This window comes from Lacihabitans sp. CS3-21 (assembly GCF_024343675.1).
In the GTDB taxonomy this organism is placed as follows: domain Bacteria; phylum Bacteroidota; class Bacteroidia; order Cytophagales; family Spirosomataceae; genus Leadbetterella.
In genome coordinates this window covers 1-13,627 of record NZ_RJUD01000106.1, presented here as the reverse complement: position 1 = coordinate 13,627, position 13,627 = coordinate 1, and the positions used below count along the sequence as shown (strand labels likewise).

At 40.5% G+C, this 13,627-nt stretch carries 10 protein-coding genes; 5 read left to right on the top strand and 5 right to left on the bottom strand.

Annotated elements, in window-relative coordinates:
* Nucleotides 1–487: 487 nt before the first annotated feature.
* The 3 genes from EGI24_RS19035 to EGI24_RS19025 form a co-directional block, all read right to left on the bottom strand.
* Entirely contained in the window at nt 488–1,384 is an 897-nt protein-coding gene (locus EGI24_RS19035; protein WP_255049183.1) for an NAD(P)-dependent oxidoreductase, read from the bottom strand.
* A gap of 31 nt (nt 1,385–1,415) precedes the next feature.
* Nucleotides 1,416–2,342 (bottom strand): CorA family divalent cation transporter, encoded by a 927-nt coding sequence (locus EGI24_RS19030; RefSeq protein WP_255050166.1) that lies wholly within the window; start codon nt 2,340–2,342, stop codon nt 1,416–1,418.
* Nucleotides 2,343–2,771: 429 nt separating this feature from the next.
* Complete coding sequence (locus tag EGI24_RS19025; protein WP_255050165.1) at nt 2,772–3,941, bottom strand: S8 family peptidase; 1,170 nt, start codon at nt 3,939–3,941, stop codon at nt 2,772–2,774.
* A gap of 622 nt (nt 3,942–4,563) precedes the next feature.
* Here EGI24_RS19025 and EGI24_RS19020 point away from each other — a divergent pair.
* Entirely contained in the window at nt 4,564–5,328 is a 765-nt protein-coding gene (locus EGI24_RS19020) for a DUF1566 domain-containing protein (protein ID WP_255050164.1), read from the top strand.
* Between the two features lie 12 nt (nt 5,329–5,340).
* Nucleotides 5,341–6,228 (top strand): hypothetical protein, encoded by an 888-nt coding sequence (locus EGI24_RS19015; RefSeq protein WP_255050163.1) that lies wholly within the window; start codon nt 5,341–5,343, stop codon nt 6,226–6,228.
* Between the two features lie 104 nt (nt 6,229–6,332).
* Here EGI24_RS19015 and EGI24_RS19010 read toward each other — a convergent pair whose 3' ends face one another.
* Both EGI24_RS19010 and EGI24_RS19005 read right to left on the bottom strand, forming a co-directional pair.
* The gene (locus tag EGI24_RS19010) at nt 6,333–8,540 is read right to left on the bottom strand and encodes a DNA/RNA helicase domain-containing protein (protein ID WP_255050162.1); all 2,208 of its coding nucleotides are present in this window, start codon (nt 8,538–8,540) and stop codon (nt 6,333–6,335) included.
* A complete protein-coding gene (locus tag EGI24_RS19005; RefSeq protein WP_255050161.1) occupies nt 8,527–8,856 on the bottom strand; it encodes a nucleotide pyrophosphohydrolase in 330 nt (109 codons plus the stop codon). Before EGI24_RS19005 ends, EGI24_RS19010 begins: the two co-directional genes overlap by 14 nt.
* A gap of 594 nt (nt 8,857–9,450) precedes the next feature.
* On the opposite strand from EGI24_RS19005, the gene EGI24_RS19000 reads away from it, so the two are divergent.
* The 3 genes from EGI24_RS19000 to EGI24_RS18990 all read left to right on the top strand — a co-directional run bounded on the left by EGI24_RS19000 (nt 9,451) and on the right by EGI24_RS18990 (nt 11,554).
* Nucleotides 9,451–10,329 (top strand): YafY family protein, encoded by an 879-nt coding sequence (locus EGI24_RS19000; RefSeq protein ID WP_255050160.1) that lies wholly within the window; start codon nt 9,451–9,453, stop codon nt 10,327–10,329.
* Between the two features lie 9 nt (nt 10,330–10,338).
* Entirely contained in the window at nt 10,339–10,845 is a 507-nt protein-coding gene (locus EGI24_RS18995; RefSeq protein ID WP_255050159.1) for a hypothetical protein, read from the top strand.
* Nucleotides 10,846–11,395: 550 nt separating this feature from the next.
* On the top strand, nt 11,396–11,554 hold the full coding sequence (locus EGI24_RS18990; RefSeq protein ID WP_255050158.1) for a hypothetical protein: 159 nt from the start codon (nt 11,396–11,398) through the stop codon (nt 11,552–11,554).
* Nucleotides 11,555–13,627: the final 2,073 nt, after the last annotated feature.

Genomic DNA, 13,627 nt, shown 5'->3' with positions numbered 1-13,627 from the left:
GTTAAAAAATGCAATGTGATAATGAGGCAGTATGCTAATTAGCAAATTGTGATTCAATTATTCCACAAAGGTTCACCAAGGAGACACAAAGGTTCACAAAGAACGCTGGGAACCTCTGTCTAAAACTCTGTGCCCTCTGTGGTTAAAAAGGCAATGTGATAATGAGGCAGTGTGCTAATTAGCAAATTGTGATTCAATTATTCCACAAAGTTTCACCAAGGAGACACAAAGGTTCACTAAGACATACACTATGTTTAGACTTTTGAAACCCAATGTTTTTTTATAACAACCAAGCACTTTGTGAAACTTTGAGCATTTTTTGTGTGCCTTTGTGGAATAGCTTAAACAGTGACCCACTTCGAGATCTATCGATCGCAATTTCATTCAGATTATCATCTGAATTTCATTGTGCTCAGTGGCCGATTTACCAATAACCAATCAACCAGTAACTAATACACCAATAACAAATCAACCAATAACTAATACACTAATCCTCCCACTCCACATACCTCCGCCAATTGTGCTGCTCCTTAAAGCCCAACATTTCGCGGATTTTGCGGTTGGAGAATAAGGCCTCGGTTTCGTCAAGTTCTCGGCTGAGAGGTACATTCGGGAAAAACCTTTCGAGCAATTCCTTGTTGTTCAATACCGCACCATTGTGGTCGTTACCCGCATTAAAAACCTGATAACCCAAGCCGTCTTTCTTCAAGCAAAGATCCACTATCTGCCCCAAATCACGGGCATCGATATAACAGAACGCATTGCGGCGACGGACTTCAGGATTTCTGAAATAATGCGGAAACAGTTCGGCGTATTCATGCGGCTCTATCACATTGCCGATACGCAAGGCATATATATCAAAGCCCGAGCGTAGTTGAAAGCTCCGTGCCGTTTTTTCGTTCACTACCTTCGACAAACCATAACTGTCCATCGGGTCCACGTCATAATCTTCCTCCAATGGCAGCACTTTGGGGTCGGTGACGCCATCCGCAAAACAGATGCCGTAGGTGGTCTCCGACGAGGCAATGATGATCTTTTTGATGCCCAACTTTACAGCTGCCTCTATCACATTGTAGGTACCCACCGTATTTACCCTAAAAGTCTCGTTGTCGGGTTTGATGAGGATTCGCGGCACGGCCGCAAAATGCACCACGGCGTCAAATCGGGCTATGCCCTCGCCACCCTCCAGCTCGTGCAGGCCTGTGTAAGAGCTCATGGCATTAAACATCTGACCTGAATCGGTGATATCGGCTAGGAGGTTATGCACCCCTGGATGGTGCAGCGGCGTAAGATCCACATTCAGCACCTGATGGCCTTGCTCCAACAAATAAGGTATCACATGCCTTCCGGCCTTTCCTGAGCCTCCTGTAAATAGTATTCGCATTGTTTTTTTTATTATTAATTTCCTTTATACTTCAAATAATCCGTTTACGCTTAAACCACACATATATGACCGCCGCCACTACGGCCATCACCCCCAAAGTCATAAAATATCCCGACTGCCACTGAAGCTCGGGCATGTTTTCGAAGTTCATGCCGTAAATACCCACAATAAATGTCAAGGGCAAAAAGAAAGCCGAGAATATGGTCAGCAGTTTCATCACATCGTTGCTTTTTTGGGCACTGACCGACAGGTAGGTATTCATGAGGTTGACGGAGTCGTCGGCCACTTCGTCGTAGGTAAGGATAAGGCTCAGCAGGCGGTCTTTTATATCTTGCAGTGCCGACTTCGACGCAGGGCTTACCTCCATTTCGTTGATTACCCCCTGGGTTATTTGTAAGAGTTTCTTCGAAATTCGGGTTTGGGATTTCTGAAAATACAAATCCTCGAGAGAAATCTTGGCATCGTTTTTTAGGAAAATATGCTTCTCAAAATCATCCACTTGGTTGCTCAAATGGCTCGAAGGCTCCTCAAAGGTATCGATCATTTTGTGCATGATGGCTATCAAAAGCTCCTCAGAGGTGGTGCAGCTCACCTCTAAATTCTTGAGAAACGCAAACTCATTTCTATGGACGGTTATCAGTTTTTTGTCATTAAAAAAGAACGCCACTTTGTTGGACAGCTCGCTGATATTGGTGATTCTATCGTTGACATTGGCCGTAAATGCCCGCAATATCATAAAGTTATAGTCGCCGTGGGCTTCAAACTTCGGCAGGTGGCCTTGCTCAAGACTATCTCTGATTTGAAAATAATCCAGCTGGTACTCCTCCGCCAGTTTGTTGAGATTGTTGAGGTCAGGATGGCTAATGTCAATCCAAATAAAACTATCAAACTGCTTTCTTTTTATGACGCTATCTTTTGTATTCATTCCTTTCAATCCTTTAATAAATTTGAGTCCCATCAACTACCACCATTTGTCTTAAAAACACATACATTCTTAACAATTTATTTGCTGAGGCAAAACAGAACTTTTGTCGCTAAAACTAAAATACCAATACCCAGCTTAAGGTTTTACAAAGATATAAAAACTGAGCATGGTTCGACTAGACCAGATGTAGCAAATTGTTGCGAGTTTGTATTTTATATACAGCCAACATTTGAGTGTCTTTTGGTTATAAATTAAAATAATTGATTTTTAAGGTGGGGAGACTTTTGAGAGACAAATAATTTTCTTCAGCTAGAAGAACGCCCCTTCGTAGTTTGAAGACTAAGAAATGCGGAACAATCCATCTAATTATAAAACACAATGTCCAATCTCCAAAAAAAAATGCAGCAACAAAGCGACTTTGCTGCTGCATAAAAGGTATAAAAATAAATTTATTCGAAGAAATTATCTCGTCGCCAAGCCATCTGGATTACCATCTGGGTCACCAGATACTGTACCTTTTGTGTTTATTTTGCCCAAAAGCAAAATTCCACAAACGTGCGGAGTAGCCATAGAAGTACCGCTAATGGTATTGTACCCGTCACCCATCCAAGTGGATTTAATGCTCACACCTGGTGCACAAATATCTACCGGAGGATTTCCATAGTTAGAAAACGACGCAAAAACATCACTGATATTGTGAGCTGAAACGGTCACAATGTTTGGGCCATTTACACGAGCAGGTGAATGATTATTGGCGTTGTCGGTCTCGTTACCAGCAGCCAATGCAAACTTCACCGCAGATGAATTAGAAGCATTTAGCACTGCTTGGTCTAAAGCAGTAGAAACTCCACCGCCCAAACTCATATTGGCTGCATCTCCGGGTTGACCGTTGGCCGCTACCCAATCCACACCAGCAATTACACCCGCGTTTGAGCCGCTTCCTCTAGCACCCAAAACTTTTACAGGTACTACCTTGGCACCTGCCGCCACGCCTACTACACCAATGGTATTATTTAAAGCTGCCACCGTACCTGCCACGTGAGTCCCGTGTCCGTTGCCATCGTCAAAACCTACGTCCTTGCCAGTAGTGAAAGCTGAAAAACCACGTGTAGCGTCCACGTTTAGATCTGGGTGAGAAAGGTCAATGCCCGTGTCAATAATCCAAGCCGTTTTACCCACACCGCTGCCTGCACCGCCCACAGCAGTAATACCCCATGGAATCTCCTGAGCTGGCTGTGTAGTGCCACCACCTGGCTTACCTTTTTGAGAAATGCTCACTTCAGCGTCTTGTTCGATGTAATCCACCTCACCAGAAGCCAGGAGCTTCTGGGCTTGTGCTGGCGACAAAAATGCGGAGAAGCCAGTTAAGGCGGTACTGTAAACATGCTCAATAGCCGAAGCATTGGCACCGTTTGCAGTTAGCAAAGCCACCACTTTGGCCCTAACAGCCGCTGGCATACCTTTTGTTTCGGGTGTACCTTTTAGTACCACAATGTATTTACCCGGAATAAACTTGGTGCCAGTTGTAGCATTTTCTACCGTCATTACATTGGCTTGGTTGTTGATGAGGTCTGATTGGTTACACGAAATCGTGATGGCCACCAATGCAGCCGCAAGTAAGGTTTTTTTCATTTGAAGTTTTATAAGTTTAGTTAGAATTAAAAATGGTGATTAAAGGCCATTTGAAAGGGATATCCTACACTTGCTGATTTCCTGATTCTTATGAGCAAAAAACTTGTATAATTTTAGCAAAAAACATTCCAAAAAACAAAATAAGATGTGACTTATTTTCTTTTCTTCTCGCCAAATTCCGAAATCTATGAATCAATTGATAGCTAAAATAGGCTATAAAAGTCTTGTACCTTCTTTTCGCAAAAATTTACTCCAATCGCACCTCCTTCACTGCAATATCCGCCGCTGTTTGACTAAAAAGCTCCAACACCAAACCGTCAATTTAGGCTTCATGCTGGCTTAGTTCGTCATTGAAGTTTTGATTTTTGAGGTTGAGGACATGATCGTCTTTCGGTTATAGATTGAAAAAAATGATTTTATGAAGCGATGAAACTTTTAAGATACAGACTGTTTTCTTCATTTCGGTCTGAAGACCCATGTACGCGACTTATCAGTCTGAAGACTAAGCTAATCGGAGGTCCAATTGCAATCCTGCAAAATTTTTTTTTAGATTTTTTAAAATTTTGTAGTTTTGTTTTCTGACAATATCTAAAAAATATTTGTACAACCTTAGCCCTTTTTTATGAATATAAAACTAAAAATAGCCCTTGGACTTCTTATGGCCCAATGGACCGCCCAAGCCCAAAGCATCACCCTCGATGCTTCAGATACCAAAAACATTCTCAGCGTTCAAACCACCACCCAAGCCATCAAGCTGCCTGTGCTCAACGAATCCCAAAGAAACCTTATAGCCGGCCCTGTGATGGGCATGCAGGTTTATTGCAACAATTGTCTCGCTGGCGTAGGTCCTTATGCCTACAATGGCAGTGCCTGGGCACCGATGTTTGTGCCTGCTACCTCCGATTTACCCAGCTACACCGTAGGGCAACTGGCCCAAGGCGGCACCGTATTTTTTGTAGACGAAACCGGCCGCCACGGCTTAGCTGCTGCTACTTTAGACCAAACAGCCTCCACAAAGTGGTTCAATGTCAACTTCCATATTACAGGTGCCACCCGCGTGGGTATTTATGGCGGTATAGACAACACCTCCGACATCGTTCGAATTGAAGAAAATGGTTCTTACGCTGCCAAAATTGCACAATCGCACACCGGCGGGGGATTTGGCGATTGGTATTTACCTTCTTTAGAAGAACTCCGCCTGATGTACAACCAAAAAATCGTCATCGGCGGCTTTAACAATGCCAACTATTGGAGCTCTACCGAGATATCGGGTTCTCCTGCAAGCAACCCTTCCACTACAGCATATGCAAAAGACTTTAATGCGGGAGCTGAGGCACCCTTAAGTAAAGGATCTACGGCCAGAGTTAGAGCAATTAGAAAATTTTAAAATACCAAAACCATGAAAAAATATTTAGCAATTCTTCTTTTGTTTTCATTCAAAATGTATGGGCAAGCTACACGCACCTGGGTTTCTGGTGTGGGCGACGACGCCAATCCTTGTAGCCGAACCGCTCCATGTAAAACCTTCGCAGGGGCCATTTCTAAAACCACCGCTGGCGGAGAGGTTTCCACTTTAGACCCTGGTGGATACGGTACCGTGACCATTACCAAATCCATTACCCTCAGTGGCGACGGCACGCTGGCGAATATATTGGCAGGTAGTACCAATGGCGTGGTGATAAATGCAGGTGCAAACGATAAGGTCATTTTAAGGAATTTATCCATTGAAGGAGCTAAAACTGGGCTCTCAGGCATTCGTTTTTTAGCTGGAAGGGAATTGATCGTAGAAAACTGTACCATCAACAATTTTACGCTAAATGGCATAAATGTAGATATGGCCTCGGGAAATGCCACCATGTTGATTTCTAATACCTCGTTTTTAGATTATGAAAATGCTACCGCTACTTCAGTGGGCCTCAGACTGCTTCCTGCGGGTTCTACGGCAAACCTTAAGGTTTCGGTGGTAAACTCCAGACTGCACGCCATAGACTCAGCCATAGTGGCCGATGGCAATACTACTTTGTCGGTGATGAACTCGGTCATATCTTCAAACATAGCCGCTGTGGTGGGTCTGGGAAGTGCCAAAATGCTGCTGAACCACTCAGATATTACCAACAATGGCACCGCCCTGATCTCTACCGCCAGTTCAGAAATCAGCCTTTCAGGCTCTGCTATGACCCACAATGCCGTTGGAGCCTCGGCCAACAACATGATCATTTCGTTTGGCAACAACACCATCCGAAACAACACCACCTCCGCTCCATTAGGCGTGGTCCGGCTGGATTAGGTGGATTGGGAATTTAATGGATAAACTATTTTCGGTCTGAGGACCGATAGACGCGGCTTTTTTGTTTGAGGACTGAGAAGGGCGGGAACGAATAATATTTATTCTTATTCAAGTACTCGATCAAAAATCCCTTTTACACTAAAAGCTTTTTCATTAATTGAGTCAGGGTCTATTACGATATCTTGATAGGAAGAATCAAATGATTTTGGTTTAAGAATAATTTTTTCATGGAACCAACTTTCCTCGTTTATAGCTTTTTGACTATAATATTCCTTGAATGTATAACAAGAGCCATTATCAATATCTTGATGATCGTAATACTCAGCGATTACCATTAAACCATTCCTAGTGCCACCTTTATACCATTTAAATAAAGCTATTTGACCATCTTGAACTATTTTGTTCATAGAGTTCCCAATTATTTTACAAGCAAAATGGTCTTTTGTGATTTTTATACCTTCAGGAACTAAAATGAAATCTTCTTCGGGAATGTTGTCATTAAATTTAAATTCACCCGCAGCTACTTTTAAAGAATACAATGGCACACTATTTTCAAATGGAATTAATTTAACTTCTTCGTTGTCAGCACTATCAATTATAGGAGATTTTTTTTCATTAAATATATAAATGTGTTTTTTGAAATAGTTTCTAAGATTTTCATCAGTTACAAAGAAGTAGCAACCCAGAATACCTCGTAGCATAATAGTCTTGTAAATGTTAATTATATATTGCTTAAGTACATTTATATCAGTTATTGTGTTTTGACCATTTGTGTCATAATAATTTTTCTGTAATATTTCGATTTGGTTAGTAATTGGATTTAAAATAATTTCCGGGCCAAAAATCAAGCCGACATAATTTAAATCATAACCTTGAGTAGTGTGAATACAGCCAATCTGCTCTGCCTTTACATCTTTTAAAATATATTCAATATTGTCATGATTCCATTGGAATCTTAACCCGTCAATAACAATATCATATTTTGATTTATCATTTTTAGAAATCCATTGCCATCCATATCCTGCAACAAATCTTGATAACTGGTGTTTGGTATTTTTTAATCTAAGTTCTGAAACAAAATCTTTGAAATTATCAAAAAGCAAAACTTCGTAATTCTTATTACTGTATTTAAAATTATCATCAGAAATTTTTTGATCAAGAAGGTCATCCACAAATTTAACATATCCGTTTCCTCCTTTGGAACGAAACTGTGAGTAAAGTTGAACAGTTTTTGAGTTAGAACTCTGTTTAATTAAATTAAACTCCTCAGGATTTACATCAGAAGGCTTTATGCTTTGTTTAGGGTCATAGAAATAAAGTGCCTTTAATGATTGTAATTGTGTCCATTCTAATTCATTTGTCTCGTTCGGAATTAATCCTAATGCCTTTGCAGTATTATCAAATGAAGCATAATTTGTTAGATTTACCCTTTTTCTTAAACGATGAGCCTCGTCAACAAAAACAATATCATATTTAGCTTTTGAAAGATCGGAAGGACCAATAACCATTTTCTGATTTAATCCTTCAATATTATTAAAGACATTTTTTAATGTTTTCCTAAATGAGCTCATAGCAATTATTAAGCCCATTTTAGGAGAAGGATACTTCTGTCTTAATAACTTAACTTTATCAATAAATTCTAATTCATCTTCACCAAATTCTTTGTAATTAAAATCCTCATGCGAAGTTAGCATTAACTTGAATAAAAATATTGCGATAATTGTTTTGCCTGTTCCTGCTCCACCTTCCACGAAAATAGATTTTTTACTATCTGAAATTAATGCATCTATTATTAGCATTAAGTTTCTCTTCTGATCTGATGATAGTGTTTTGTAGGGTGAATACTTAAAAAGATCGCTATTAGAAATATACTCCAAACTGTGACTTGCAATACCTTTGCTTATCAATGAATTCCATATCTCACGAAATAAACTTGAATAGTATTCTTCTCTTTGGTAATATGAATGATTAACAAGGCCTAAATTCCCATTTAACAATTTAAATTTACCATCTGCATGTAAATATTTAATGAGGTTAGATTCAATATCCAGTGTCGCAGATTTGTTGAATTTTTTGCTAGAAATAAAGTGGGCTTCTTTTAATTGGTTTTTACTTTGTGATTGTAAATGAGAAAACATTCTGGAATAAGTGTCAGTCGTTTCACCAACATAGGCTTGTTTTACACCATCATTATTCAGTATGTAAACAATTGGCCAATTTTCAGCAACAAAATATTGTGATTGAATTGAGTTTAATCCAAAGTTATTAAACTCAATTTTATTTATTTCAAAATCTTGACTATAATTCATCATACTTTTTTGATGTTCCTTTGGCTTTGTCTACAGGATATTTTAAATCATTTTTTTTAATTTTTTCCAACACAATTTCCTTAACATCAAATTCATATTTCTCAGCTAGTAAAAAGGCAAATGAAAAAATATCAGCAAGCTCCTCTTTTACTTTTTCTGTATTTGCATCTTCTGCTTTTTTCCAAAGAAATAATTCTAAAAGTTCAGCTGATTCAATGCTTATGGCTAATGCTAAATCTTTCGGATTGTGAAATTGCTCCCAATCTCTTTCATTTCTGAATTTCAAAAGTGCTTGAATTATTTCTTCGTTTTCCTTCATTATTTGTTTGGGTAAATCATTATTAAAACCAAATTGTATTCATAATCTTTAGGTAGTAAGTATAGTATTTCTGGAATTCCAATATTCCAACTAAACTTTCACCAAGCCAAAACTAATAGCTATAATGTGTTTGAATAGTCATTAGACTGTGAGGTAATCTGAACTGTCTTATTGATGCCTTAATAGTTAACATTGCTTTTTACAAAAATAGGTCAAATGTATTGCTGTACAAGGTTTTGATTTTATAATTATTAGTAAGAATTCTAATTGATAAATTTGGCAGCCCAACTGATTAAACAACTTTTAAATCATAAACAAGTATAATATCCAAAAAAAATAAGTTAAATATTTTACGAATTGTTTCATTAAAATTAAAATTTAATCTTTAAGATTATTAAATGAATATCAATGAGGAAAAAATACATAGGGAAGAATAAAAGATTTTTCCCAACAAGGAATAAATTCTAAATAACTGAATTATATCTATAATTCCTCAGTAGTTTCTAATATTATAATTTTTAATTTAGAAGACTGAAAGATTTCCACCAAACCAATTTTTTCCATAAATTCGCCTACCGAAATAACACAACATAAATGGCAAGAAACAAGGCACTCAACTTGATAAGACTATTGGATTTGCTCTCGCTGGGCACCAAAACAAAGGCCCAACTGGCCGCTACCCTGCAGGTGGGCATTCCGCAAATCAACCGCTATTTTCAGGAGCTCGAAAGCTATCACCTTTGCATAGACGAAGACGAAAACAAACGGCAGTTCATCTTCGGTGCCGAGCAGGTTCGTAAAGGCCTTTTGCTTGAGGCTGAAAAGGCTTGGTTGTGTAGTTTGGTTGCTTTGCATGCTCCTGGGCATCCTTTTAGCCAGAGTATCCAACAGAAGCTCAGCCCCCGGCAGCTGCCCTTTCCCCTGCCCCACCAAATAAAAGACGCCAACTTGGGCAGCAATTATGAGGCCATAAACTTTGCCCTCCGCCACAATTTGCAGATAGAGCTTCATCATTACCACTCACCCACCAGCATCGAAACCAATCCCTGCCGTCTGGTAGAACCCATCGCCTACCTAGACCAACACCGCCAGCTGGAGGCCTACGACCCCGCCAAATCGGATGTGAGGATATTTAAGATAGACCGCATCGGGCGGGTGCAACTGTTGGAAACCACCTGCCAAAACCCAAAAAAGCACAAACGCTATACCGATGCCTTCGGTTTTAGTGGCGACAAACGGAAAATGGTAAAAATACGCCTGAGTCCGTTGGCCAAGGTATTGTTGTTGGAAGAGCATCCCATGGCAAGGCCTTATGTGTCAGATGAGCATAATGTCACCTACTTCCAAGGGCCTATCTGTCACCCTGCGGGTATTGGCCGCTTCATACTGGGTTTACCCGGGCATGTGAAGGTACTCTATGGACCCGAACTTTTGGCCCATCTCCGCTCTCAGGTGGTTTTATTGCGGTTCTGAGACGGATTTGTGCTATTTAACAATCCTAAAGTACTGACAAATAAGCCCTTACAAAACCTTTTTGGCAGCCTCAAAAAACCAAACAGGGGGTCGGAAAACTTTGACAGAGGGTCGGAAAACTTTTTCAGGGGGTCGGAAAACTTTGGCGGGAGGTCGGGAAACTTTGGCGGGGGGTCGGAAAACATTGGCGGGGGGTCGGAAAACTTTGGCAGGGGGTCGGAAAACTTTGGCGGGGGGTCAGAAAACTTTGGCGGGGGGTCGGAAAACTTTGGCGGGGGGTCGGAAAACTTTGGCAGAGGGTCAGAAAACTTTGGCGGGGGGTCGGGAAACTTTGGCGGGGGGTCGGGAAAGATAGTTGAAGGGTCTGGGAAATTTGCAGGAGGGGTATTTTATGCAACCGAAATCTTGGGCCATTTAGCGGGCCTGCATGGAGATAAAGTGTCAGAGCTAAGAAGAAATAAGTCCAGCCCAACCAGCTTGGATTTTTTAAAATATTTTAATTTTCAAATGGCCTAAGACCCCATTTAAAGAAAAATCCGTTTAAATCAGGTTTTTGATGCTTTTTTGGGGTGAATAAAGCTTCATGAAATCGTACCTTGAAGGACGAGGGCAGGGTGTAATTTTAGAATAATCAATAGCAAACCCAGCGAGGGAAGCAGCCACACCTACCATCAGCGTCCATACAACGGAAACCTGACCCATAGGCCAAGCCCAAGCGAGGTTTTTTAGAGACCCCAGTCGAGGGAGAAGAGGTTCTACACAAGCCCCACCCGCGACCCCGCCAAAGAAAAGGCGATGGAACAGCGTATTTTTTTTTAATTATAATCAATTATTTATCATGTCAAAAGCAAGAATCCAAATACCTAAAAATGTGCAAGAGGTATTGGAACTGGCGGAGATCATCAACGCCAAGCACACTACGGATGGGGAGACTTCTCCACTCAACACTTTAAAAGACCTCAACCTGCAAGGCATAGGCACCCGAGTGGCGGCCTGTCAAGTGCAACACCTCAAAGCAGAGGACCTGCGGAGACAGATGGAACTGGCCTACCGTGAGCGTGACGCCATGCTAAAGTCCATAGGCGAGACCATCAAAGCCACCCGCGACCTACTATTGGGCGTATACCGGACGCAACCCAAACGCCTGGGAGAATGGGGTTTTACGGTTTCGGATGGCCCGGCCAAGTCTCTCAAAAGCAGCATACCTAAAGAAGTAAACAGCTAAAGCTCTTTGCACACGCTTAAAAACCTTCATGCCTCAGTAGTAATGCTGGGGCTTTTTTTTTCTAGCTTTAAGGTCTCCTAGAAGCTTATCTATTACACAAAGGCTCACAAAGAATGCACAAAGTTTCACAAAGACAAATGTTTAATTATGCTTTAGTGCCTTTATGCCTTAGTGCCATTATGCCTTAGAGCTTTTTTAACCACAGAGGGCACAGAGTTTTAGACAGAGGTTCCCAGCGTTCTTTGTGAAACTTTGTGTCTACTTAGTGGAACTTTGTGGAATAAGTCATACGAAAGAGTTTTTTTACCACCGAGGACACTGAGTTAAGCACAGAGGTACACTGAGATTGATTCTTTGTGAAACTTTGTGGAATAATTGACCAGCAATTAGCACATTAACGAATTAACAAATTAACAAATTAACTATCTGCCTTTTTTAACCACAGAGGGCACAGAGTTTTGCACAGAGGTCCACTGCGTTCTTTGTGAAACTTTATGGTATAATTGACCAGCAATTAGCACATTAACGAATTAACAAATTAACTATCTGCCTTTTTTAACCACAGAGGGCACGGAGTTTTGAACAGAGGCTCACAGCGTTCTTTGTGAAACTTTGTGTCTCCTTAGTGAAACTTTGTGGAATAATTGAGTAACAATTTGCTAATTAGCACATTGCCACATTATCACATTGCCTTTTTTACCACAGAGGACACGGAGTTTTGCACAGAGGCCACAGCGTTCTTTGTGAACTTTTGTGTCTCCTTAGTGAAACTTTGTGGAATAATTGAGTAACAATTTGCTAATTAGCACATTGCCACATTATCACATTGCCTTTTTTACCACAGAGGACACGGAGTTTTGCACAGAGGCCACAGCGTTCTTTGTGAACTTTTGTGTCTCCTTAGTGAAACTTTGTGGAATAATTGAGTAACAATTTGCTAATTAGCACATTGCCACATTATCACATTGCCTTTTTTACCACAGAGGACACGGAGTTTTGCACAGAGGCCACAGCGTTCTTTGTGAACTTTTGTGTCTCCTTAGTGAAACTTTGTGGAATAATTGAGTAACAATTTGCTAATTAGCACATTGCCACATTATCACATTGCCTTTTTTACCACAGAGGACACGGAGTTTTGCACAGAGGCCACAGCGTTCTTTGTGAACTTTTGTGTCTCCTTAGTGAAACTTTGTGGAATAATTGAGTAACAATTTGCTAATTAGCACATTGCCACATTATCACATTGCCTTTTTTAACCACAGAGGACACGGAGTTTTGCACAGAGGCCACAGCGTTCTTTGTGAACTTTTGTGTCTCCTTAGTGAAACTTTGTGGAATAATTGAGTAACAATTTGCTAATTAGCACATTGCCACATTATCACATTGCCTTTTTTAACCACAGAGGACACGGAGTTTTGCACAGAGGCCACAGCGTTCTTTGTGAACTTTTGTGTCTCCTTAGTGAAACTTTGTGGAATAATTGAGTAACAATTTGCTAATTAGCACATTGCCACATTATCACATTGCCTTTTTTACCACAGAGGACACGGAGTTTTGCACAGAGGCCACAGCGTTCTTTGTGAACTTTTGTGTCTCCTTAGTGAAACTTTGTGGAATAATTGAGTAACAATTTGCTAATTAGCACATTGCCACATTATCACATTGCCTTTTTTACCACAGAGGACACGGAGTTTTGCACAGAGGCCACAGCGTTCTTTGTGAACTTTTGTGTCTCCTTAGTGAAACTTTGTGGAATAATTGAGTAACAATTTGCTAATTAGCACATTGCCACATTATCACATTGCCTTTTTTACCACAGAGGACACGGAGTTTTGCACAGAGGCCACAGCGTTCTTTGTGAACTTTTGTGTCTCCTTAGTGAAACTTTGTGGAATAATTGAGTAACAATTTGCTAATTAGCACATTGCCACATTATCACATTGCCTTTTTTACCACAGAGGACACGGAGTTTTGCACAGAGGCCACAGCGTTCTTTGTGAACTTTTGTGTCTCCTTAGTGAAACTTTGTGGAATAATTGAGTAACAATTTGCTAATTAGCACATTGCCACATT